This window comes from Blastococcus sp. CT_GayMR19 (assembly GCF_004570385.1).
Lineage (GTDB): Bacteria > Actinomycetota > Actinomycetes > Mycobacteriales > Geodermatophilaceae > Blastococcus_B.
Genome location: NZ_SPQL01000018.1, coordinates 55958 through 77764 on the forward strand (window position 1 = coordinate 55958; position 21807 = coordinate 77764).

Genomic DNA, 21807 nt, shown 5'->3' on the forward strand with positions numbered 1-21807 from the left:
GGCTGCGGCTCAGTCCCGAGGAGAGCGAGGAGCGGGCGACGAGGCCCGTCCGGGGTCTGCTCCCTGCTCGCTGTACCGGCGGCGGGGCGGGCCCCCGTACCAGTCGAGGCAGACCATCGTGGCGTCGTCCCGCAGGTCCCCGCCGGTCTCGCTGAGGATCGCGGCGCCCAGTTCCTGGACCACCTCGCGCGGATGCAGCGCCGCGCTGGCGGCCAGTGCCTTCGTGACGTCGAGGTCGACGGCGTTGCGCTCCTGCATCCCGTCGGTGAGCAGGATGATCCGGTCGCCCGGTTCGAGCGGGAAGCGCTGGATCTCGAAGGTCTTGCCGGGGACCACCCCGAACGGCGGTTCGACGCGGAGCTCGAGCTCCTCGACCCGGCCGTCGCGCAGGCGCAGGGGGAGCGGGTGCCCGGCATTGATGATGCCGGCCGAACGGGTCTCGAGATCGACCCGCAGGAGCTGGCCGGTGACGAACTGCCCCGCGGCCGCGTTCTCGGCCAGGCAGTCGTTGGCGTACGCGGCCTGCCCGGCGAGATCGAGGCCCTTCCGCCGCCCGTTGCGCAGGCCGCCGACGAGGAGGGTGGCGAGCAGCGCCGCCGCGACCTGGTGACCGACGGCGTCGGTGATCGACACCTGGAGAGAGCTCCGGTCGAGGGTGTAGTCGAACGTGTCGCCACCGACGGAGGCGGCCGGCTCCAGCCAGCCGGCCAGGGTGAACTGCCCCGCCTCGCACGTGTAGGACGCCGGGAGCAGCCGCCGCTGGATCTCCGCGGCCAGCGAGAACGGCGTGCTCCGGTGTCCCCACTCGAACACGTCGGTGTGCCGCCGGGCCGCGATGACGACGTAGGCCAGGGCGTGCGCGGCGCTGGAGACGTCGTCGATCTCGGTCGCGTCGGGATACCGCGGCAGCGTCATCTCGAGCAGCCCGATCGCGTCCCCGCGGTCGGTGACGGGGACGGTCAGACGGGCGCCCTCGCCGACCCGGCCGACGTCGATCTGCTGGGTCCGCAGGACGCGCTCGTAGACCGTGCCCTCCAGCTGGAGGGTCTCCGCCTGCTCGACGCCGTGGCTCCGCGCTCCGTTCACCCGCCCGGCCGACGTCAGCCGGACGACGGCGCGACCACTGAAGTCGGCGATCAGGAAGGTCACCTCGTGCGCGTCGACCATCTCGCGGAGCGCGGTCGCGACCGCCTCCACCGCATCGATGGGTGCCGCGGCTTCGACCTTCTCCAGAAGTGCGCCGACGTCGATCACAAGCTTCTCCGACCCGCGCATGGCAAGACCCTAGGCGCAGGCGCGGATCGCCGGGATCGTCGAGCTCGGACATGGAAGCGCTGCCGGGCCGCCGCGAAGGGCAGCCCGGCAGCACCGGGGAAAAGGGAAGATCAGGCGGCTGCCTTCGTCTCCCAGAAGATCTTGTCGATCTGGGCGATGTAGTCGAGGAGCTTCTGCCCCTCGGCCGGGTCCATGCTGCCCTTGCCGCCGGACGCACCGGCCTGCTTGGTGGCCTTGTTGAACAGCTCGTGCAGCTCGGGGTACTTCTCGAAGTGCGGGGGCTTGAAGTAGTCGGTCCACAGCACCCACAGGTGGTGCTTGACGAGGTCCGAACGCTGCTCCTTGATCAGGACGGCGCGCTGACGGAAGACCGGGTCCTCGTTGCCCTGGTACTTCTCCTGGATGGCCTTGACGGACTCGGCCTCGATGCGGGCCTGAGCCGGGTCGTACACGCCGCAGGGGAGGTCGCAGTGCGCGGTCGCCGCCACGGTGGAGAACATGCTGCTGAAACGCATGGACGTGCCTCCGGATGAGAGTCTGTCGGGTCGTCTGCGACCCTACTCGCGGTGATCGACGGCGACAGGACGGGCAATCCTCGCCCTGCGGCGCCCACGGCCTGGATGCTGGCCCGCGTGACGGGGCCGTCGATGTCGCCCACCGTGCGCTCGGGCGACCGGTTGCTCGTCCGCCGGGTCCGCTCGCCGGGCGCCGTCCGGGCCGGCGACGTCGTCCTCGCGCGCTTCCCGTCCCGCCCCGATCTCCTGGTGGTGAAGCGGGTCCGCCGCGCCGTCCGGGGCGGGCACTGGGTGGAGGGTGACAACCCGTTCGGCACCGACGACAGCCGGTCGTACGGGGTCGCGATCGTCGTCGGCCGGGTGGTGGGCCGGATCTGGCCGCGTCCGGGGAGGCTGGGACCCCCACCTCCCGATTAGGCTGCCGTGTCCATGGACGGCAACCAGGTTTCCGGGCTCGTGGAGACGACCGATCGCTTCGCTGACGACCCCGCGTTCGCGGTGCACGAGGGCGGCAAGATCTCGGTGACGCCGACGCGGTCGATCGACTCGATCGCCGACCTCGCGCTCACCTACACACCGGGGGTCGCGCGGGTCTCCAGCGCCATCGCCGCCGAGCCGGAGCTGGCCCGCAGGTTCACCTGGGCGCCCCGCGTCGTCGCGGTGGTCTCCGACGGGACGGCCGTGCTGGGCCTGGGCAACATCGGTCCGGCGGCGTCCCTCCCGGTGATGGAGGGGAAGGCCTGCCTCTTCAAGGAGTTCAGCGGGCTCGACTCCGTGCCGATCGTGCTGTCGACCACCGACGTCGACACGATCGTCGAGACCGTGGCCGCCATCGCGCCCTCCTTCGGCGGCATCAACCTCGAGGACATCAGCGCTCCCCGCTGCTTCGAGATCGAGGCGCGGCTCCGGGAGCGGCTCGACATCCCGGTCATGCACGACGACCAGCACGGGACGGCGATCGTCGTGCTCGCCGCGCTGCGCAACGCGGCGAGGGTCGTCGGCCGCGAGCTGGGCGATCTGCGCGTGGTCGTCGCCGGAGCCGGGGCGGCGGGTGTCGCGACCACCAAGATCCTGCTCGGGGCGGGGATCGGTGAGATCGCGGTCGCCGACTCCCAGGGGGTCCTGCACGCCGGGCGCGAGAACCTGAACCCGGTGAAGCAGTGGCTCGTCGAGCACACGAACCGTTCGGGGTTCGCCGGCACCATGGTGGGCGCGCTGAAGGGCGCCGACGTCTACGTGGGCCTGTCGGGAGGGTCGGTGCCGGAGGAGGCGATCGCCTCGATGGCGCCGAACTGCATCGTGTTCTCCCTGGCCAATCCGACGCCGGAGGTGGACCCGGTCATGGCGGCCCGCTACGCCGCCGTGGTCGCGACCGGGCGCAGCGACCTGCCCAACCAGATCAACAACGTGCTGGCCTTCCCGGGCATCTTCCGCGGCGCGATCGACGTGCGCGCGACCGCCATCACCGAGGAGATGAAGCTCGCCGCGGCGACCGCCATCGCCGACGTCGTCGGCGACGACGTCCGCGCCGACTACGTCGTCCCGAGCCCGCTGGACCGCAGGGTGGCCACCGCCGTCGCCGAGGCGGTGGCCGCCTGCGCCCGGGAGCAGGGCATCACGACCTGACGGTCAGTCGCCCTTCACGTTGACCAGTTGCCGGAGTGTGTGCCGGACCTCGACCAGGTCCTTCGCGTCCTCCATGATCCGGTCGATCGGCTTGTAGGCCGACGGGATCTCGTCGAGGAAGACGTCGCTGTGCCGCCACTCGATGCCGGCCATCGCCTCCTCCAGCTGAGCGCGGGTGAACGTCTTCCGGGCCCTCGTGCGGGAGTAGGCCCGACCGGCGCCGTGCGGGGACGACTCGAGGGAGTCCGGGTTGCCGAGGCCGCTCACGACGTAGCTCGCCGTCCCCATCGACCCGGGTATGAGCCCGGCCTGCCCCTTCGTCGCCTGGATGGCGCCCTTGCGGGACACCCACAGGTCGACGCCGAAGTGCCGCTCCTGCTGGGTGAAGTTGTGGTGGCAGTTCAGCCGCTCGAGCTCGGGCGTCGCGTCGGCGCGCATGTGCCGGGCCAGGCAGTCGGCGACCCGGTCCATCATCTCCTCGCGGTTGAGCAGCGCGAAGTGCTGCGCCCACCGCAGCTCGGCGATGTACCGGTCGAACGCCGGCGTCCCCTCCTCGAGCCAGGCCAGGTCGCGGTCGGGCAGGTGGAGGCGCTCGCGCTCGGCCCGCTTGGCGGCGATCGCGATGTGCCGCATGGCGATCTTGTTGCCGACGCCGCGGCTGCCGGAGTGCAGGAACAGCCAGACCCGGTCCTGCTCGTCGGCGGTGACCTCGATGAAGTGGTTGCCCGACCCGAGGCTGCCCAGCTGGAGCGTCCAGTTCGGGGTCGCGCCGACCACGGCCGGGAGCACGTGGTCGCCGAGTTCGGCCGCCAGCTTCTCGAGGTCGTCGACCCTGGTCAGGGCCGACTCGGTGAGCTGCTTGTTGTACTTCCCGGCCGACAGCGGCACCGCCCGCTCGATGTCGCCCCGCAGCGGCGCCAGGGGTCCGCGCGCCCGCACCTCGGCCACCGACCACGGCGTGCGCACGGCGATCATCCCGCAGCCGATGTCCACGCCGACCGCCGCCGGGATGATCGCGCCGCGGGTCGGCAGCACGGAACCGACGGTGGCGCCCTTGCCGAGGTGGGCGTCCGGCATGAGCGCCACGTGAGGGTGGACGAACGGCAGCGACGCGGTGCGCTCGGCCTGCCGCAGGGTCTCGACGTCGAGGATGGAGGCCCAGTTCAGCAGCTTGTCGGAGAGTCGTTCCACCCCGCGAGTCTGCGTGGCGAGGTCTCCGGCGGCGACCGGGTTTCCGGTCAGCCGAGGGCGAGGAGGCCCGTGACGAGCGGTTCGACGGCGGGGCCGGCCGCCGTGTTGAGGTAGATGAAGACGATCGTCGCCAGCAGGAACGCCGGGGCCAGGACGGCCTTCTCCAGGGTCGCGCCGGTGCGCAGCGGGAAGAAGGCCAGTCGGCCGCCGTGGAGGATCCACAGCAGCGGGAAGGGCACGCCGCCGCAGGTGAGCGCGTCGCCGACGATGTGGACGAGCACGCCCAGCGCGACCGCATAGGGCAGCCACACCGGGCTCGGGATGTGCGACAGCAGCCACCAGGCGCCGCCCCAGGACAGGATGACGTTCCCGATCACGGTGTTCTCGGCCCGGCCAGGAATGACGAAGTGCAGCGCCCGCAGCGCCAGGCCGATGGCCAGGGCGAGCACGAGGAGGCTCGACCAGAGGTACCAGGACGCCGCGTAGGCCAGCAGTCCGAAGGCGACGGGGGCGAGGACGGCGTCGTGCGTTCCGGCCCGGTGTCCCCGGGCGATCAGGCCGACGGCACCGGCGGGGGCGTCGGTCAGCGGGCCCCACATCCGGGAGATGGTCGAGCCGCGCTGGTCGAGGTCGGGGAGCATCGCGAAGCCGCCGGCCGCGGCGATCCAAGCCGCCTGGCCGGCGCTGCCGGTGACCGGTGCCCAGGGCAGGGTGGCAGCCCCGGCGGCGAGACCGGAGAGCGCATGCGAGTGACCAAGCATGCACACAGCGTCCCGCCGTCTAGGCGCGCCGCGGGGGAGGCGCGCAGGGACGGCAGATCAGTCGAGCTCCTCATCGGGGTCGGCGCCGCCGCGCGCCAGCCAGGTGGCCAGGCGTTCGACGGGCACCTCGAAGTCGGGGAACTGGTCGACGAACGCCTGCATCTGGTCCGCCAGCCAGGCGAGGGTCACCTGCTCCTCGCCCCGCCGGTCGGCCAGCTCCTCGAGCCCGCGATCGGTGAAGTACATCGGTTCGTTCGCGGCGCTCAGGAGGAGAGGGCCTCGGCGACCAGCGAACGCTGCTCCACCTCGTGCACCTTCGCCGAGCCGACGGCCGGACTCGCCGACGCCCGGCGGCTCACCCGGCGGAACGTGCGGCCGGCGGGGAGGTGCTCGGGGAGGTTGACGGCCATGAACTGCCAGGCCCCCATGTTCATCGGCTCCTCCTGCACCCACACGACGTCGTCCGCGTTCGGGTAGCGCTCCAGCTCGGCCAGGATCTGCGCGTCCGGCAACGGGTAGAGCTGCTCGACCCGGACGACGGCGACGTCGGCGATCCCCTCGGACTCGCGCTGCGCCATCAGGTCGTAGGCCACCTTGCCGCTGCACAGCAGCACGCGGCGCACCGCCGCGTCGTCGAGCGGCTCGCCGCCCACGCCGGTGTCGGGCAGCACCGGCCGGAAGTTCTGCTCGGTGAAGTCCGCGACGGCGCTGATCGCGGCCTTGGCCCGCAGCAGGGACTTCGGCGTGAAGACCACGAGCGGGCGGTGCACGTCGGAGAGCGCCTGGCGGCGCAGCAGGTGGAAGTAGTTGGCCGGCGTCGTGCAGTTGGCGACGGTCATGTTGTTCTCCGCCGACAGCTGCAGGAAGCGCTCGATCCGGCCGCTGGAGTGGTCGGGACCCTGTCCCTCGAGCCCGTGCGGCAGCAGCATGACCACACCGGAGCGCTGGCCCCACTTGGCCTCACCGGAGCTGATGAACTCGTCGATGACCATCTGCGCGCCGTCGACGAAGTCCCCGAACTGCGCCTCCCACAGCACCAGGGCCTTCTGGTTGGCCACCGAGTAGCCGTACTCGAAGCCCAGCGCCGCGTACTCGCTGAGCAGCGAGTCGTAGACGAAGAACTTGGCCTGGTCGTCGGTGAGGTTGCCCAGCGGCGTGTACTCCGCGCCGGTCTCCCGGTCGATGAGCACCGAGTGCCGCTGCACGAAGGTGCCGCGGCGGGAGTCCTGCCCGGCGAGCCGGACCGGCACGCCCTCCATGAGCAGCGACCCGAATGCGAGCAGCTCGCCCATCGCCCAGTCGATGTTCCCCTCGAGGGCCATCGCGGCGCGCTTCTCGAGCATCTTCTGGAGCTTGGGGTGCGGCGTGAAGTCGGTCGGGAAGGAGACGTGCGCGTCGCCGATCGCCTTGAGGACCTCGGGCGTGATGGCCGTCTCGACCGTGGCCTCCTGCGGCGTGCGGGGGTCCATGACCGGTTCGGGCTTGGAGGAGTCCTGGGCGTCGTGGGTCTCGGCGAAGGCCCGCTCGAGCTGCCCGCGGTAGTCCTTGAGGGCCTCCTCGGCCTCTTCCAGCGTGATGTCCCCGCGGCCGACGAGCGCCTCGGTGTACAGCTTCCGGACCGAGCGCTTGCGGTCGATGATGTCGTACATCAGCGGCTGGGTCATCGACGGGTCGTCGCCCTCGTTGTGCCCGCGGCGGCGGTAGCAGACGAGGTCGACGACGACGTCCTTCTTGAACGCCTGCCGGTACTCCACGGCCAGCCGGGCCACGCGGACGCAGGCCTCGGGGTCGTCGCCGTTCACGTGGAAGATCGGGGCGTTGACCATCCGCGCGACGTCGGTCGAGTAGAGGCTGGACCGGGCGGCCGTCGGGCTGGTGGTGAAGCCCACCTGATTGTTGATGACGACGTGCACCGTGCCGCCGGTGCGGTAGCCGCGCAGCTGGGAGAGGTTCAGCGTCTCGGCGACGACGCCCTGGCCGGCGAACGCGGAGTCGCCGTGCAGCAGCACGGGCAGGACGGTGAAGCCCTGCTCGCCCTTGTCGATCATGTCCTGCTTCGCGCGGACGATGCCCTCGAGGACGGGGTTGACCGTCTCCAGGTGCGAGGGGTTGCTGGCCAGCGACACGGCGATCTCGGTGTCGGGCTTGAAGGGGTTCGCGAACGTGCCCTCGGCGCCCAGGTGGTACTTGACGTCACCGGACCCCTGCACGCTCCCGGGGTCCATGTTGCCCTCGAACTCGCCGAAGATCTTGGCGTAGCTCTTGCCCAGCACGTTGGCCAGGACGTTGAGCCGGCCGCGGTGGGCCATGCCGATCGCGACCTCGTCGAGGCCGTGGTCGGTGCCGGCGATCAGCACCTCGTCCAGGATCGGGATGACCGACTCGCCACCCTCGAGGCTGAAGCGCTTCTGGCCCACGTACTTCGTCTGCAGGAAGGTCTCGAACGCCTCGGCGGCGTTCAGCCGGCCCAGGACGTGCTTCTGCTTCTCACGGTCGGGCTGCTCGTGCTTGACCTCGATCCGCGCCTGGAGCCACTCGCGCTCCTCGGGATCGGTGATGTGCATGTACTCCACGCCGACGGTGCGGCAGTAGGAGTTGCGCAGGACGCCGAGGATGTCCCGCAGCGCCATGAGCCGCTCGCCGGCGAATCCGCCCACGGGAAACTTGCGGTCGAGGTCCCACAGCGTCAGGCCGTGCTGGAGGATGTCCAGGTCGGGGTGGGTGCGGACCTTGAACTCGAGCGGGTCGGTGTCGGCCATCAGGTGGCCGTTGCGCCGGTAGGACTCGATGACCTCGATGACCCGGGCTTCCTTGTCGATCTGCCCCTCGCGCGTGATCCGCACGTCCGGCATCCAGCGCACCGGCTCGTAGGGGATCCGCAGCGACTGGAAGACCTTGTCGTAGAAGCCGTCCTCGCCGAGCAGCAGGGCGTGCAGGCGGCGCAGGAAGTCGCCCGACTCGGCGCCCTGGATGATCCGGTGGTCGTAGGTCGAGGTCAGCGTGATGATCTTCGAGACGGCCATCTCGGTGAGCGCGTCGGGGTTCATCCCCTGGAACTCGGCCGGGTACTCCATCGCGCCGACGCCGATGATCGCGCCCTGGCCGGCGGTCAGCCGCGGCACCGAGTGGTTGGTGCCGATGGTGCCCGGGTTGGTGAGGCTGATCGTCGTGCCGGTGAAGTCCTCCATCGTGAGCTTGTTGACGCGGGCCCGGCGGATGACGTCCTCGTAGGCGGCCCAGAAGCGGGCGAAGTCCATCTCCTCGGCGCCCTTGATGTTGGCCACCACGAGGGACCGGGAGCCGTCGGGCTTCTGCAGGTCGATGGCGAGGCCGAAGTTGACGTGCTCGGGCTGCACCAGCACGGGCTTGCCGTCGATCTCCGCGTAGGCGCTGTTCATGTTCGGGAAGTCGTCCAGCGCCCGGACCAGCGCGTAGCCGATCAGGTGGGTGAAGGAGACCTTCCCGCCGCGGGAGCGGGCCAGGTGGTTGTTGATGACGATGCGGTTGTCGGCCAGCAGCTTGGCCGGCACGGCGCGCACGCTCGTGGCCGTCGGCACGGTGAGCGAGACGTTCATGTTCTTGACGACGCTGGCGGCCGCACCGCGCAGCGGCGACTGCTTGCCGGCGGCGATCGGGGTGGCCGGCTTGGCGGCGGGTGCCTTCGTGTCGGGCGTCGCGGTCGCGGGCGCCTTCGTCTCGGGCGCCGGGGCCTCGACTGCCTTGGCCGCGGGCGCGGGCGACGGAGCGGCAGCAGGGGCCGCCTTCTCGGGCGCCTTCGCCTCGGGAGCCTTCGCCTCGGGAGCCTTCGCCTCGGGAGCCTGCTGCGCCGGGGCCGCCGGCGCCTTCTGCTCGGGCGCCTTGGCCGGGGCGGCTTGCTGACCGTTGGCGGCCGCGTCCCCGCCGCCCAGCGGGCTGCCCGGCCGGTAGTCGGCGAAGAACTCGTGCCAGGCCTGGTCGACGCTGGAGGGATCGGCGACGTACTGCTGGTACATCTCCTCGACCAGCCACTCGTTGGTGCCGAATCCCGCCACCGGGGAGGCGGAAGTGGAGGAGGGCCGGGAGGAGCTCACGCTTGACACGGGGTCGAGTGCCTTCTTCGTCTCTGGGCAAGTGTCTGGACAACACGCCTACGGGCATCGCTGGACCGGGTGTCGAGTCTACGCCCGACGTTCCTGCGCCGACGCGGTGTGACCGGACGCGAGAGGGAGCGAGCCCCCCGCGGCACCCCAGGCGCTATCCGGTGGCGCCGTGGGCCACGAGCAGCTCGGCCAGGGCGTCGTTCGCGGTCGCCCGACCCGCGTCGGCGCGCCGGTGCCGGGCCGCCGCCACCCGGCTGATGTCGAGCGCGCTCGCGCCGTCGCTGGTCGTGGCCTCCACGTTCGCGCCGGCCTCCAGCAGGACCCGGACGATCTCGGGCGCGTCGCCGCCCGGGCCGGCCGCCACGGCGGCGTGCAGCGCTGTCCGGCCGGTGTGCGGATCGCGGCGGTTCACGTCGGCCCCGGCGGCCAGCAGCAGCCGGACCAGCTCCAGCCGGGCCCCGCCCGAGGCGGCGTGCAGTGCTCCGCCGTCCGGGTCGGCGCCTCGCGCCAGCAGGAGCCGGGCGGTCGCCACCGCGCCCCCGAGGGCTGCCCAGGAGAGCAGGTCGACCCCGGAGAGGGGATCGGTCAGCCGCGCGCCGTCGTCCAGCTGCCGGGTGAGCTCGTCGACGTCGTCGAGAAAGGCCGCGCTGGGGGCGTCGAGGGCTGCGCCCAGGTGCAGCAGCAGGGGCACCAGGGCGGGGCGGAACTGGAGTGCGACGTGCAGTGGGGTCCGGTGGTGCTCGGTCCGGGCGCCGAGGTCGGCACCGGCCTCGACCAGGATCTCGACGATCTCGGCGTGCCCCTCGGCCACGGCGAGGTGCAAGGGGGTCCAGCCGCCCTGGTCGGCCCGCTCGACGGTCCGGCCGAGCAGACCGGGCGAGGCGGTCACGGCCGCGCGCACGGCGTCGGCGTCGCCGGCTGTGACGAGCCGGCCAAGGCGCTGGGCTGTCATCCGGGTGGTCACGCGTGTGTCTCCGCTCTCGGGTCGCTGGGAGGGACGAGCCGGGGTCAGACGACGTCACAGTCTGACTCCGCGCCCCGGTCCGCTCCTCACTCGTTCCTCGCTGCGATGCTCCCGCGGCTGTCGTCAGACGACGTCGCGCCGGACGGCCAGCACCGTGCCGAGGAAGGCGGCGAACAGACCGTAGCCGAGCAGCAGCAGGCCGCCCTGCCAGGCGCTGAGGAGGTCGGGGCCCCGGAAGCCGGGCGTTCCCCCGGCCGTGGCGGTCAGGGCCTCCACCGCCCCACCCGGCATCCACTTGAACGCGCCCGAGATCGCCCCGATGGAGGCGACGATCGACTCGACGACGAACAGGTAGACCAGGGCGCCGACGATGGCGCCGACCTGGTTGCGCAGCAGGGCGCCGATGCCCACCCCGATCACCGCGTAGATGACCAGGACCAGCCCGGAGCGGCCGAGCACCTCCAGGTTGTCGCCGGTGAAGGACGGCGCCGCGCCCCGGGCGCCCGCGTAGACGGTCACCGTCAGCACCGCCACCGCCATGACCACCAGCGCCAGCGGTACCGCGGCGAGCGCGTAGGCGACCAGCTTCGCGACGACCACGCGCCATCGGCGGGGCGTCGTCAGGAAGGTCGGGGTCGCCGTGCGGTGCCGGTACTCCTGGGTCATCCCGATGATGCCGAGGATCAGGAAGAGCACCGCGGTGTCGGCCGCCACGGCGAACGCGAGCTGCTCGAAGACGGGGTCACCGACCGGCGGCAGCCCGGGCTGCCCGTTCTGGGTCTCGCCGGCGAACGCGGTCAGCAGTGCCGCGAACCCGGCGGCCATGACGCAGGCGCCGGCCAGCAGACCGATCCAGACCCGGGTGGTGAACAGCTTGGTCCACTCGGCACGTACCAGCCGGGTCATCGTGCGGTCTCCTCGAGGATGGTCGAACCGGGGGACGGGGCGGCGAACTGCTCCTGGCCCGCGGTGAGCTGGAAGTAGATCTCCTCCAGACCGCTGGTCCTCGAGCGCAGCTCGTGCAGCTCGATCCCGGCGGCGAAGGCCCGTCGCCCGACCTCGGCGGGCGTGGACCCGGTGATGCTGAGCGCGCCGCCGTCCTCGGCCGTCACCGCGATCCCCCCGGTGCGCAGCACGTCGGCCAGGCGGACGGACTCCGGACTGCGCACGAGCACGATGCCGGCCCCGTCGGCGCCGGAGCGCAGCTGCTCGATGGTTCCCTCGCGGACCAGTCGCCCGGCCCCGACGATGACCACCCGGTCGACGGTCTGCTCGACCTCCGAGAGGAGGTGGCTGGAGACCAGCACGGTGCGCCCCTGTTCGTGGGCGAGGTGGCGCAGGAAGCCGCGCAGCCACTGGATCCCCTCGGGGTCCAGCCCGTTCGCCGGCTCGTCCAGCACGAGGACGGCGGGATCCCCGAGCAGGGCTCCGGCGAGCGCCAGCCGCTGCCGCATGCCGAGGGAGTAACCCCCGGCGCGGCGGCGCCCGGCGTCGGCGAGGCCCACCTGGACGAGGACCTCGTCGGCCCGGGAGACCGGCAGCCCGGCGGCGCGGCAGTAGACGCGGAGGTGGTTGCGGCCCGACCGCCCGGGGTGGAATGCCGTCTCGAGGACCGCGCCGACGGTCCGCACGGGGTCGGGCAGTGCCGCGTACGGCGTGCCGTCGAACGTCGCCGTCCCCACGTCGGGATGCAGCAGGCCGAGGAGCATCCGGAGGGTCGTCGTCTTCCCCGCGCCGTTGGGGCCCAGGAAGCCGGTGACCGAGCCGGGCTCCACGGTGAAGCTGAGGTCGCTGACCGCCTGGACCGCTCCGAAGTGCTTGGTGAGCCGGCTGACCTCGACCCGGACCGGGTGCGCGGGGCCGGTGTTGCCGATGGCCCTGCCGGTGGTTCCCGTGGAAATGGTGGTTCTCCTCGCTCGTCGCGGACGCCCCATCCAATCGCACCGGGGTTGCCGTACGGAGACGTTCCGGAGTCGTGCAGGTGCCGTTTCCCAGCCGCTACCTGCGCGTTCGCGCCTCCGGACGAGCCGGGCCCCCGCGTGTTGATCTCGGCGTGACCCTCGGCACACCGTCACATAGAGTCCCCGCCGTGGACGAGACGGCGCGCGCCTATCGGACGGTCGTCGTCGGGACCGACGGCTCGGAGTCGTCCCTGCGCGCCGTCGCGCGCGCGGGTGCGCTGGCCGGGGCGTGCGGAGCGGCCCTGGTCATCGCCTGCGCCTACCTGCCCGGCGAGGACGACGACCGCGAGCTGGCCGCGGCGCAGGACGCGCTACGGGACGACGCGTACCAGGTGGTCGGGTCGCACCCCGCGGAGGACACCGTGCGCACGGCGCACGAGCGCGCGCTGAAGTCCGGTGCCGGCACGGTCCGCACCGTGGCCGTCCTGGGGTCCCCGGTCGAGACCCTGCTGGACGTCGTGCACCGCGAGAGGGCCGACCTGCTCGTCGTCGGCAACCGGGGGCTGGCCGGCATCAAGGGCCGGCTGCTCGGCTCGGTGCCGGCGGATGCCACCCGTCGCTCCGAGTGCGACGTGCTCGTCGTCCACACCACCGGCTGAGCCCGCCCCCCGGCATGGACGAACCGGGAGCCGACCCGGCAGCGGATGCCCGGGAAGCGCTGGATCGGCTGCTGCTCGGCGGTCCCCGGCGCTACACCCGCCTGCAGGTGGCCGAGCTGGCCGGGATGCTGCCGGAGCGCACCCAGCGGCTCTGGCGGGCGCTCGGCTTCCCCGACGCCGCGGACGACGACCCGGCGTTCACCGACGCCGACGTCGAGGCGCTGGACGTGCTGTCGAGGCTCATCGACTCCGGCTTCGTCGGACCGGAGACCGAGGCCTCGATCGCGCGGGCGATTGGGCAGTCGCTGTCCCGGCTCGCCGACTGGCAGACCGACATGCTCGCCGACGTGCTGACGCGGGGGGTCGCGGAGGGGGATCGCAAGCCCGCCTCGGCGGACGACGCGGTGGAGGCCGCCCGGGTCCTCCTGCCCCGCCTGCGGCACGTGCAGAACTACGTCTGGCGTCGCCACCTCGCGGCGAACGCGGACCGGCTGCTGGCCGCGACCGGCCCGGGCGACCGCCGTGAGCTCGCCGTGGGCTTCGCCGACCTGGTCGGCTACACGTCCCGCAGCCGCGGCATGGGCGGCCGCGAACTGGGCGCCATGGTGGAGGACTTCGAGAGCATCGCGGCCGAGGTCATCGCCCGCCATCACGGTCGCGTCGTGAAGACGGTCGGGGACGGCGTCCTCTTCACCGCCGCGGGTGCCGTGGATGCGGTCGAGATCGGGTTGCAGCTCCCGGAGGCGTGGGACGCCGAGGAGCGTCCGCCGCTGCGGGTCGGTGCCGCCTACGGTGCGGTGCTGACCCGCCTCGGTGACGTGTACTCGCCGGTGGTCAACCTGGCCAGCCGGCTGACGTCGCTGGCCCGCCCGGGGACGACGCTCGTGGACCGTGAGCTGGCCCAGCGGCTGCGCGGCCTGTCCGACTACCGGGTGCGGCCGCTGCGGCGTGTGTCGGTGCGCGGCTACGACCACCTGCAGCCGTGGCTCGTCCGTCGCCGGCCGGCCGGCGAGGACGACATCGCCTTCGAAGCCATGCTGGACGAGCTGGCCGACGACGTCCTGGGCGAGCCCGAGGACGGGGACACCCCCGCGAGTTGATCATCGGACGCCTGCACGATCTCGCGGCGCGTCGCACCGTGTCGCGGCACCACGACGATGATCAACAAGCGGATGGCACCCTCAGCACAGTGAGCGCAACCCTCGTCGCCCGCGGTCTCGCGGCCGGCCACGGCGCCCGTGTCCTCTTCTCCGGCCTGGATCTCGTCGTCGCCCCGGGCGACGTCGTTGGTCTGGTCGGGGTCAACGGCGCGGGCAAGTCCACCCTGCTGCGCACCCTGGCGGGCGAGCTGCCGGCCGAGGCCGGGTCGATCGCCCTCAGCCCGCCGACCGCGACGCTGGGCTACCTGCCGCAGGAGCACGAACGACGGCCGGGGGAGACGGTGCTGGCCGCGCTGGCCAGGCGCACGGGCGTGGCGGCGGCGCAGGCGAGCCTGGACCGGGTGACCGAGGAGCTCACCGCCGGCATCGACGGCGCCGACGACGCGTACGGGGACGCGCTGGAACGGTGGCTGGCGCTCGGGGGCGCCGACCTCGAGGAGCGGGCGGCGGAGGTCGTCGCCGGGATCGCTCCCGGGGTACCGCTCGACACCCCGATGACCGGGCTCTCCGGCGGCCAGGCCGCCCGGGTCGGGCTCGCCAGGCTGCTGCTGTCCCGCTACGACGTCCTCCTGCTCGACGAGCCGACCAACGACCTGGACCTCGAGGGGCTGGAGCAGCTCGAGCGCTTCGTGGCCGGATCGCGGGCGGGCATCGTCGTCGTCAGCCACGACCGCGAGTTCCTCGCCCGGACGGTGAGCCGCGTCGTGGAGCTGGACCTCCCCCAGCAGCTGGTCCGGGTGCACGACGGCGGCTACGACGCCTATCTCGTCGAGCGCGAGGTCGCCCGGCGGCACGCCCGCGAGGAGTACGAGGAGTTCGCGGAGACGAAGGCGGACCTCGAGGGCCGGGCCCGCATGCAGCGCAACTGGATGGCCAAGGGCGTCCGCGACTCGATCAAGAAGTCCAGCGACGGTGACAAGCACATCAAGGCGAAGAACCGGGCGTCCTCGGAGAAGCAGGCCGCGAAGGCCCGGCAGACCGACCGCCGGATCGAGCGGCTGGAGGTGGTCGAGGAGCCCCGCAAGGAGTGGGAGCTGCGCATGGAGATCGCCGCCGCCCCCCGCGCCGGCGCGGTGGTGGGGACGCTGCGCGGCGCGGTCGTCCGCCGCGGCGAGTTCCGGCTGGGGCCGGTAGACCTGCAGGTCGACTGGGGGGACCGGATCGCCATCACCGGCGCCAACGGGTCCGGCAAGTCGACGCTGCTGGCCGCGCTGCTCGGGCGGCTGCCGGTCGACGAGGGGGCGGCGTCCCTCGGTCCGTCGGTGCGGATCGGCGAGATCGACCAGGCCCGAGGCCGGTTCTTCGGCCCGGAGCAGCTCCTGGACGCGTTCGGGACCGAGGTGCCCGACTGGCCGACGGCGGAGGTGCGGACCCTGCTCGCCAAGTTCGGGCTCACCGCCGACCACGTGCTGCGACCGGCCGAGACGCTCTCGCCCGGTGAGCGCACCCGGGCGGCCCTGGCGCTCCTGCAGGCGCGGGGGGTCAACGTGCTGGTCCTCGACGAGCCCACCAACCACCTCGACCTGGCGGCCATCGAGCAGCTCGAGGAGGCCCTCGACGGCTACGCCGGCACGCTCCTGCTGGTCACCCACGACCGCCGGATGCTCGAGGCGGTCGCGACCACCCGCCGGCTGGAGGTGTCCGAGGGGCAGGTCACCGAGCGCTGAGCCGGCTCACTGGGAGGCGAGCTCGTCCGCGATCCCGACCGTGTCCATGCCCGACCACGTCTGCCCCACGTGGTGGGCGAGCACCATCAGGTCGCGCAGCTGGCCGCTGCGGTCGCGGATGTGGTCGACGAGGAGCGCCTCGCCGCTGAAGCCGAGGTCGGTGAACAGGGCGAGCACGGCGGTCTGCTCGGCGACGACCTCCACCACGAGCTTGGTCAGGCCCGTGACGACGGCCTCCACGAGCGCGCGGCGCGCCAGCTCCCGGCCGAGCCCCTGACCCCGCCGGGACGGCGAGACCGCCAGCCGCACCTCGCCGACGTGGTCGGACCAGCCGGGCAGCGGCCGGACGGCAACGTAGCCGGTCACCTCGCCGTCGTCGTCCACCGCCACCCAGCGCCCGCCCGCGGTGGTCCACGACCGCACCGTCTCCGGGTCGGTCACGTCCTCCTTGATGAAGGTCAGGTCGCCCTCGGGCAGGTTCGAGAAGAACCGGACGACGGCGTCGCAGTGTTCGGGAGCGAGTTCGACCACGGACATCTCAGGCTCCCTGGCTCACGGTGGTGGCGGTGGTGTCGTCGGCCCCGAGGGCGTCGCTGCGGCGGCGGACGAAGTCGATGATCTTCGGCACCGTGGTCTTCGCCGCGGTGCGCCCGACGACCAGCCCCATGTGCCCGGCGTCCAGGACCAGCTCGTGCTTGTCCTCGGACCCGACCAGGTCGATCAGGGGAGCGGTGGCCTCCGCCGGCACGATGTGGTCGCGTCCGCCCCGGACGGTCAGGAACGGGACGGTGATGTCGCTCAGGTGGACGACGTCGCCGGCGACGGTCAGCCGGTCGGTCATCATCCCGTTGTCGTGGACCAGCATCTGCACCGTCTCGCGCGCGGCCGCGCCGGGGAAGGGCACGTGGTCGTCCGACCAGCCGGTCATCGCCTGGTAGGAGGCCACGTACTCGTCGTTCCAGAGCCGCTCCCACAGGTTGACGTACCGGGTCACCTCGCCGGTGGGGGTGAGCGTCCGGAACCCCTGGACGACGAACGACGGGGGCACGTTCCCGTCGGACCCGAGCACGGCGTCGACCGTCATGCCGCCCACCGTGAAGATGTCGGCCAGCGGCCCCATGTGCCGGAAGTCCACGGGGGTGGCCAGGACGGTCAGGCTGCGCAGCGGGGCGTCGGGATGGTGCGCCGCGTAGAGCAGCGTGAGGTTCCCGCCGAAGCAGTAGCCGAACAGGTTGACCTCCTCGGCGCCGGAGAGCTCGAGGATGCGGTCCACCGCCGCGGGGATGTAGTCGTCGACGTAGTCCTCGAGGCGGTTGCCGGCGTCCCGCTCGTCGGGCTCGCCCCAGTCGAGCATGTAGACGTCGAAGCCCGCCTCGACCAGCGCCTCGATGAAGCTGCTGCCGGGCCGGAGGTCGAGGATGTAGCTGCGGCTGACCAGGCTGAAGACGATGAGCAGCGGTGGACCGTACCGCACCTTCTCGCTGCGGTAGTGCCAGAGCTGGCACCGGCCGCGCTCCCAGACGACGTCCTTCGGCGAGAGCCCCACCCCCGGCCGGTCGAGCCCGCTGACCAGCTTGATGCCGTTACGGGCGCGGAGGGCGTTGCGTTCGACGTCGCGCCGGACGCGGTCCAGGACCGCCTGCGGGCTGGGCACCGTCGGCATCGGGATCCTCCGTCGAAGTGGGGCGGGCCGGGCGGGCGGCGCGGCGCTGCTCGGCCTCCAGTTGCAGGCTCAGCCGCCGGACCTCGCGGTCCAGCGACCCGATCTGGGCGCGGAGCCGGCTGACGTCGCTCCCGGCCGGCAGGTTGATCAGGTGCCACGCCCGCGCGGTGAGGCCACGGGCCGATTCCTTCGCGAGCGTCTGGGCGCGGCGCACCAGCGCGGCGCCGACGTGGAATCCCTCCGTCCGCACCAGGTTCTCCGCCCGCGGCGTGACGGCCCGCTCCGCCGCGTCGAAGGCCTGCCGCCACAGCGGCGGGTCCGGCGGCTTCGGCTTGTCCGGCTTGGGCTTCTCCGGTGTGGATTCGCTCATCGCCTGCCCACCTCCTCCGGCACCTCGACGGCGCGGCGCAGGATCTTGCCGGTGGGGCCCTTGGGCAGGGCGTCGACCAGCCAGAGCTGCCGGGGGTATTTGTAGGCAGCCACCCGCTCCTTCACGAAGTCGCGCAGCTCGTCCACCTCGGCGCTCGCCCCCGGCTTGAGCGCCACCGCCGCCGCGACCTCCTCGCCGAGCTCGGGGTGGGCGATCCCGATGCACGCGGCCTCGGCGACGGCCGGGTGCTCGTAGAGCGCCTCCTCGATCTCCCGCGGGTAGACGTTGTAGCCGCCGCGGATGATCATCTCCTTCTTGCGGTCCACGATGAAGAAGTAGCCGTCGTCGTCCTGGCGGGCAAGGTCCCCGGTCCGGAACCAGCCGTCCGGGATGGCTTTCTCCGTGTCCTCCGGCTTCTGCCAGTACCCCTGCATGACGTTCGCGCCGCGGATAGCGATCTCGCCGACGTCGCCGGGCCGGACGTCCTTGCCGTCGTCGTCGACCAGGCGCATCTCCACGCCGGCGATCGGCGTGCCGATGGAACCGGGCTTGCGCTCGGCGTGCGGGTGGTTGAACGAGGCCACCGGGGAGGTCTCGCTGAGCCCGTACCCCTCGAGGATGATGCAGCCGAACTTCTCCTCGAACGACCGCATGACCTCCACGGGCATCGCCGAGCCGCCGGAGACGCACAGCCGCAGGCTCGAGACGTCCGGCCGGCCGGCGTCGGGGGAGTGCAGCATCGCGGAGAACATCGTGGGGACGCCCTCGAAGATCGTGACCTTGTCGCGCTCGATGACCGACAGCGCCTTCGTGCCGTCGAAGCGGGGGATCAGCGTCAGCGTGGACCCGCGGAGGACCGTGGTGTTGAGGCCGCAGGTGAGCCCGAACACGTGGAACAGCGGGAGGCAGCCCATGATCACGTCGTCGGGCGAGTTCTCCAGCAGGGTCTCGGCGGTGGTGCGCGCGTTGCCGGCCAGGTTCGCGTGGGTCAGCTCGGCGCCCTTCGGCTGCCCCGTCGTCCCGGACGTGTAGAGGATGACCGCCAGGTCGTCGTCGGCCCGCTCCACCGCACCGTCCAGGGCCTCGCCGCCCATCAGCTCCTCCGGCAGCGCCGGGGACACGGTCACCGCGTCGATCCCGACGGTGCCCGCCGCCTCCACCACGGCGTCGGCCGAGGACGCCAGCGCGACGACGATGCGGGCCCCGGAGTCGCGCAGGTAGTACTCCACCTCGCGGGCCTTGAGCAGCGGGTTCATCGGGACCACCGCGGCACCGGCCAGCAGTGCCCCGTAGAAGACGACCGGGAACGACGGGACGTTGGGCAGCACCATGCCGACGCGGTCACCCGGCTGCACGCCGCGCGCCCCCAGGCCGGCGGCCACCTTCAGTGCCGCGTCGCGGAACTCGCCGAAGGTGAGGACGGCGTCGTCCATCCGTATCGCGGGATGGGACTCGTCCCGCGCGGCGGTGTCGAGCAGGTTCTTTCCGAGGTTGCTCACGATCGGGTCCTCACCGTCGGCGCTGGTCAGGCGGGCCTACCCGCCCGGACGGTGACCTACCCCACGTCTTGGCTACGGTCCTCGGAACGACCGGCCATTGATGAACCGACGAAGGGGAGCCACCGGTGAGTGACAGCACGATCCTGGACATGTTCCGGCTGGACGGACGCGTGGCGGTGGTGACCGGGGCGTCCTCGGGGCTGGGGGTCGTGTTCGCTCGCGCCCTCGCCGAGGCCGGGGCCGACGTCGTGCTCGGCGCCCGGCGCGTGGAGCGGCTCGCCGACACGGAGAAGGCGGTGGAGACCGCCGGCCGCCGGGCGCTGTCGGTGCGCACGGACGTGGCGCTGCCCGAGGACTGCCAGGCGCTCGTCGACGCGGCGATGGCGGAGTTCGGCCGGGTCGACATCCTGGTGAACAACGCGGGTGTCGGGACGGCGGCCCCGGCGACCCGGGAGACCCCCGAGCAGTTCCGGCAGGTCATCGACATCAACCTCAACGGCTGCTACTGGATGGCCCAGGCGTGCGGGCGGGTCATGCAGCCGGGCAGTTCGATCGTGAACATCTCCAGCGTGCTGGGGCTGACGACGGCGGGACTCCCGCAGGCGGCGTACGCGGCGAGCAAGGCCGGCTTGATCGGGCTGACCCGCGACCTGGCTCAGCAGTGGACCGGCCGCAAGGGCATCCGGGTGAACGCGCTGGCGCCGGGCTTCTTCGAATCCGAGATGACCGACACCTACCCGGAGGGCTACCTGGACTCGCAGATGCCCCGCGTCCTCGTCGGCCGGAAGGGCGACCCGATGGAACTGGCGGCTGCGCTGCTGTTCCTCGTCAGCGACGCCGGCGGGTACGTGACCGGCACGACCCTGCCCGTCGAAGGCGGGATGCTGACCAGCTGATCGCGGTCGGTGTGGTCCGGAAGGGTGCCCCCGGCAGGATTCGAACCTGCGCCCCTGCCTCCGGAGGGCAGTGCTCTATCCCCTGAGCTACGGGGGCTTCCCGGTCGTGCTCAGGCAGGTTATCAGTCAGCGGACCCCGGCCCGACGGCGGTGCGTCAGGGCGCGGGCAGGGGGGTGCCGCCCCGCTCGGTGAGCAGGTCGGTCATGGTCGTGGTCTCGGCCGTCTGGGTGTCCGCGATCGTGGCGGCCAGCCTGCGGACCGCCGCAACGTCGGCGTGCTCCGCCGCGTACTCGGCCATCTCCAGGCCGCCCTGGTGGTGCCGGATCATCAGCCGCAGGAACTCCACGTCGAAGGCCGTCCCGGACAGCTCGCGCAGCCCGGCGAGCTCCTCCTCGGTCGCCATCCCCGGCATCAGCGTGCCCTCGCCCATGTCCATGCCGCCCATGTCCATCGAGTGGCCGGCGTGCCCGCCGTCGTCGGTCATCCAGGCCATGACCTCGCCGCCGGACTGCGGCAGGTCCCAGAGGGAGAGCCAGCCCTCCATGCGGCCGGCCTGGTTGGTCTGGATCGAGGAGATGTCGAACGCGAGCGGCCGGATCTCCGGGTCCTCGCTGCGCTCCAGGGCGACGTTGGCCATCTCGACGCCCTGCAGGTGGTGCCGCGACATGTCCCGGGCGAAGCCGGCGTCGACCGAGTCCGCGCCCGGGACGGTCTCCCGGCCGATGCCGAACGCCACCGCCAGCCCGCCGCCGAGCAGCACCAGCCCGACGGCGATGACCGCGAGCAGGACGGTCCGGAGGGGGCCCCGGCTCCCGGTCGCTGCGGGCACGTCGTCCCCCGGAGGTTGCGCGGCGATCAGGGCGCCGGGGTCCCGGGCTCGCCCGCGAGCGGCGGGTCGGCGATGAAGTCGGGCCGCTCGCAGCTGGCGCCGACCTCGGGGTGCTCGTCGGGGTTGCGGGTCAGGAAGTCCGCGAACTGCTCGATCCTCGGGTCGTCGACCGAGTCCACCTTCAGCTGGTGGCCCCACGACTGGAGGCTCACGGGGGAGTCCAGGCCGACGTAGGGCGAGAGCATGCGGCCCGTCTCGCCGTCGACGAGCGCGGCCAGCTTCTCGATGTCGGCGGCCGAGACCTCGTCGGGGTTGTAGGTGATCCAGACGGCGCCGTGCTCGAGGCTGTGGACGGCGTTCTCGTGCCGGATGTCGACGTCGTAGACGGTGCCGGTGCAGTCGGCCCAGACGGGGTCGTGCTCCCCGCCGATCGGGGGCGACTCGGCGTAGGCCACCGTGGTGGCCACGTGCTGGCCCGCCTCGTACTCCTTCGACGTGATGCCGGCGATCTCGTCGACCGACTCGATCCGGTTCGCGTTGGCCTCGTTGACCTTGACCACCGCGTAGCCGATGACCGCGACGGCGAAGACGACGACGGCCACCGCGGCCGCGATGAGCCCCCACGGCCGCTGCGGTGCGACCACGTTGGCCGGTGGCCGGGTGCGCCCGCCCTTGCCGCCGCTCTTCGGGCGGGTCACGTCGGACGTCCGGTCCTTGGCCAAGGCCTCTCCTCTTGCTGGCGGGCTCCCTC

The 21807-nt window shown here is 72.4% G+C and carries 21 protein-coding genes and 1 tRNA gene; 6 read left to right on the forward strand and 16 right to left on the reverse strand.

Going from position 1 to position 21807, the window contains the following annotated elements; genetic code table 11:
- Positions 1–9: 9 nt before the first annotated feature.
- Together E4P39_RS19560 and sodN are read right to left on the reverse strand one after the other, a co-directional pair.
- Positions 10–1275, reverse strand: a complete 1266-nt coding sequence (locus E4P39_RS19560; protein ID WP_135138263.1) for a PP2C family protein-serine/threonine phosphatase — start codon at positions 1273–1275, stop codon at positions 10–12.
- Between the two features lie 110 nt (positions 1276–1385).
- On the reverse strand, positions 1386–1790 hold the full coding sequence (gene sodN / locus E4P39_RS19565; RefSeq protein ID WP_135138264.1) for a superoxide dismutase, Ni: 405 nt from the start codon (positions 1788–1790) through the stop codon (positions 1386–1388).
- A 51-nt stretch (positions 1791–1841) separates the two neighbouring features.
- Here sodN and E4P39_RS19570 point away from each other — a divergent pair, with 51 nt between their 5' ends.
- The gene (locus E4P39_RS19570; RefSeq protein WP_245159970.1) at positions 1842–2207 is read left to right on the forward strand and encodes a S26 family signal peptidase; all 366 of its coding nucleotides are present in this window, start codon (positions 1842–1844) and stop codon (positions 2205–2207) included.
- A 12-nt stretch (positions 2208–2219) separates the two neighbouring features.
- On the forward strand, positions 2220–3416 hold the full coding sequence (locus E4P39_RS19575; protein WP_135138265.1) for an NADP-dependent malic enzyme: 1197 nt from the start codon (positions 2220–2222) through the stop codon (positions 3414–3416).
- 3 nt (positions 3417–3419) lie between these two features.
- Here E4P39_RS19575 and E4P39_RS19580 read toward each other — a convergent pair whose 3' ends face one another.
- The 7 genes from E4P39_RS19580 to E4P39_RS19610 form a co-directional block, all read right to left on the reverse strand.
- Positions 3420–4607, reverse strand: coding sequence for an RtcB family protein (locus E4P39_RS19580; protein ID WP_135138266.1), 1188 nt, complete (start codon positions 4605–4607; stop codon positions 3420–3422).
- 47 nt (positions 4608–4654) lie between these two features.
- Positions 4655–5368: a metal-dependent hydrolase gene (locus E4P39_RS19585; protein WP_135138267.1), complete on the reverse strand. Its 714-nt coding sequence runs from the start codon at positions 5366–5368 to the stop codon at positions 4655–4657.
- A 57-nt stretch (positions 5369–5425) separates the two neighbouring features.
- Positions 5426–5614: a DUF6104 family protein gene (locus tag E4P39_RS19590; RefSeq protein WP_135138268.1), complete on the reverse strand. Its 189-nt coding sequence runs from the start codon at positions 5612–5614 to the stop codon at positions 5426–5428.
- 17 nt (positions 5615–5631) lie between these two features.
- On the reverse strand, positions 5632–9438 hold the full coding sequence (locus E4P39_RS19595; RefSeq protein WP_245159971.1) for a multifunctional oxoglutarate decarboxylase/oxoglutarate dehydrogenase thiamine pyrophosphate-binding subunit/dihydrolipoyllysine-residue succinyltransferase subunit: 3807 nt from the start codon (positions 9436–9438) through the stop codon (positions 5632–5634).
- Positions 9439–9601: 163 nt separating this feature from the next.
- The gene (locus tag E4P39_RS19600; RefSeq protein ID WP_135138270.1) at positions 9602–10411 is read right to left on the reverse strand and encodes an ankyrin repeat domain-containing protein; all 810 of its coding nucleotides are present in this window, start codon (positions 10409–10411) and stop codon (positions 9602–9604) included.
- A 123-nt stretch (positions 10412–10534) separates the two neighbouring features.
- Positions 10535–11317 carry an ABC transporter permease gene (locus E4P39_RS19605; protein ID WP_135138271.1) on the reverse strand — a complete coding sequence of 261 codons (783 nt, stop codon included), beginning with the start codon at positions 11315–11317 and terminating at the stop codon, positions 10535–10537.
- The gene (locus E4P39_RS19610; protein ID WP_135138272.1) at positions 11314–12345 is read right to left on the reverse strand and encodes an ATP-binding cassette domain-containing protein; all 1032 of its coding nucleotides are present in this window, start codon (positions 12343–12345) and stop codon (positions 11314–11316) included. Before E4P39_RS19610 ends, E4P39_RS19605 begins: the two co-directional genes overlap by 4 nt.
- Before the next feature lie 155 nt (positions 12346–12500).
- Here E4P39_RS19610 and E4P39_RS19615 point away from each other — a divergent pair, with 155 nt between their 5' ends.
- The 3 genes from E4P39_RS19615 to E4P39_RS19625 all read left to right on the forward strand — a co-directional run bounded on the left by E4P39_RS19615 (position 12501) and on the right by E4P39_RS19625 (position 15798).
- Entirely contained in the window at positions 12501–12971 is a 471-nt protein-coding gene (locus E4P39_RS19615) for a universal stress protein (protein WP_135138273.1), read from the forward strand.
- Positions 12972–12985: 14 nt separating this feature from the next.
- The gene (locus E4P39_RS19620; RefSeq protein WP_135138274.1) at positions 12986–14071 is read left to right on the forward strand and encodes an adenylate/guanylate cyclase domain-containing protein; all 1086 of its coding nucleotides are present in this window, start codon (positions 12986–12988) and stop codon (positions 14069–14071) included.
- Between the two features lie 89 nt (positions 14072–14160).
- Positions 14161–15798, forward strand: coding sequence for an ABC-F family ATP-binding cassette domain-containing protein (locus E4P39_RS19625; protein WP_135138275.1), 1638 nt, complete (start codon positions 14161–14163; stop codon positions 15796–15798).
- Positions 15799–15804: 6 nt separating this feature from the next.
- Here E4P39_RS19625 and E4P39_RS19630 read toward each other — a convergent pair whose 3' ends face one another.
- The 4 genes from E4P39_RS19630 to E4P39_RS19645 are packed head-to-tail and all read right to left on the reverse strand — an operon-like array spanning position 15805 to position 19330.
- The gene (locus E4P39_RS19630) at positions 15805–16335 is read right to left on the reverse strand and encodes a GNAT family N-acetyltransferase (protein ID WP_135138276.1); all 531 of its coding nucleotides are present in this window, start codon (positions 16333–16335) and stop codon (positions 15805–15807) included.
- 1 nt (position 16336) lies between these two features.
- Positions 16337–17461 carry an alpha/beta fold hydrolase gene (locus E4P39_RS19635; protein ID WP_135138277.1) on the reverse strand — a complete coding sequence of 375 codons (1125 nt, stop codon included), beginning with the start codon at positions 17459–17461 and terminating at the stop codon, positions 16337–16339.
- Positions 17382–17831: a hypothetical protein gene (locus tag E4P39_RS19640; RefSeq protein WP_135138278.1), complete on the reverse strand. Its 450-nt coding sequence runs from the start codon at positions 17829–17831 to the stop codon at positions 17382–17384. The genes E4P39_RS19635 and E4P39_RS19640 overlap by 80 nt, the downstream gene beginning before the upstream one ends.
- On the reverse strand, positions 17828–19330 hold the full coding sequence (locus tag E4P39_RS19645) for a long-chain fatty acid--CoA ligase (RefSeq protein ID WP_135138279.1): 1503 nt from the start codon (positions 19328–19330) through the stop codon (positions 17828–17830). The genes E4P39_RS19640 and E4P39_RS19645 overlap by 4 nt, the downstream gene beginning before the upstream one ends.
- Before the next feature lie 125 nt (positions 19331–19455).
- Here E4P39_RS19645 and E4P39_RS19650 point away from each other — a divergent pair, with 125 nt between their 5' ends.
- Complete coding sequence (locus tag E4P39_RS19650; RefSeq protein WP_209306630.1) at positions 19456–20226, forward strand: SDR family oxidoreductase; 771 nt, start codon at positions 19456–19458, stop codon at positions 20224–20226.
- Positions 20227–20251: 25 nt separating this feature from the next.
- Here the strand turns inward: E4P39_RS19650 and E4P39_RS19655 are convergent.
- The 3 genes from E4P39_RS19655 to E4P39_RS19665 all read right to left on the reverse strand — a co-directional run bounded on the left by E4P39_RS19655 (position 20252) and on the right by E4P39_RS19665 (position 21778).
- Positions 20252–20323: transfer RNA gene (locus E4P39_RS19655), tRNA-Arg, on the reverse strand.
- A gap of 58 nt (positions 20324–20381) precedes the next feature.
- Positions 20382–21056: a DUF305 domain-containing protein gene (locus E4P39_RS19660; RefSeq protein ID WP_135138280.1), complete on the reverse strand. Its 675-nt coding sequence runs from the start codon at positions 21054–21056 to the stop codon at positions 20382–20384.
- Between the two features lie 26 nt (positions 21057–21082).
- Positions 21083–21778 (reverse strand): DUF3105 domain-containing protein, encoded by a 696-nt coding sequence (locus tag E4P39_RS19665; protein ID WP_135138281.1) that lies wholly within the window; start codon positions 21776–21778, stop codon positions 21083–21085.
- Between the last annotated feature and the right edge of the window lie 29 nt (positions 21779–21807).

What these genes read in the sequence shown, in the direction of transcription:
- E4P39_RS19560 (WP_135138263.1), bottom strand. Translation starts at nt 1,275, where the DNA reads ATGCGCGGGTCGGAGAAGCTTGTGATCGACGTCGGCGCACTTCTGGAG.
- sodN (WP_135138264.1), bottom strand. Translation starts at nt 1,790, where the DNA reads ATGCGTTTCAGCAGCATGTTCTCCACCGTGGCGGCGACCGCGCACTGC.
- E4P39_RS19575 (WP_135138265.1), top strand. Translation starts at nt 2,220, where the DNA reads ATGGACGGCAACCAGGTTTCCGGGCTCGTGGAGACGACCGATCGCTTC.
- E4P39_RS19585 (WP_135138267.1), bottom strand. Translation starts at nt 5,368, where the DNA reads ATGCTTGGTCACTCGCATGCGCTCTCCGGTCTCGCCGCCGGGGCTGCC.
- E4P39_RS19590 (WP_135138268.1), bottom strand. Translation starts at nt 5,614, where the DNA reads ATGTACTTCACCGATCGCGGGCTCGAGGAGCTGGCCGACCGGCGGGGC.
- E4P39_RS19605 (WP_135138271.1), bottom strand. Translation starts at nt 11,317, where the DNA reads ATGACCCGGCTGGTACGTGCCGAGTGGACCAAGCTGTTCACCACCCGG.
- E4P39_RS19610 (WP_135138272.1), bottom strand. Translation starts at nt 12,345, where the DNA reads ATGGGGCGTCCGCGACGAGCGAGGAGAACCACCATTTCCACGGGAACC.
- E4P39_RS19620 (WP_135138274.1), top strand. Translation starts at nt 12,986, where the DNA reads ATGGACGAACCGGGAGCCGACCCGGCAGCGGATGCCCGGGAAGCGCTG.
- E4P39_RS19630 (WP_135138276.1), bottom strand. Translation starts at nt 16,335, where the DNA reads ATGTCCGTGGTCGAACTCGCTCCCGAACACTGCGACGCCGTCGTCCGG.
- E4P39_RS19635 (WP_135138277.1), bottom strand. Translation starts at nt 17,461, where the DNA reads ATGCCGACGGTGCCCAGCCCGCAGGCGGTCCTGGACCGCGTCCGGCGC.
- E4P39_RS19640 (WP_135138278.1), bottom strand. Translation starts at nt 17,831, where the DNA reads ATGAGCGAATCCACACCGGAGAAGCCCAAGCCGGACAAGCCGAAGCCG.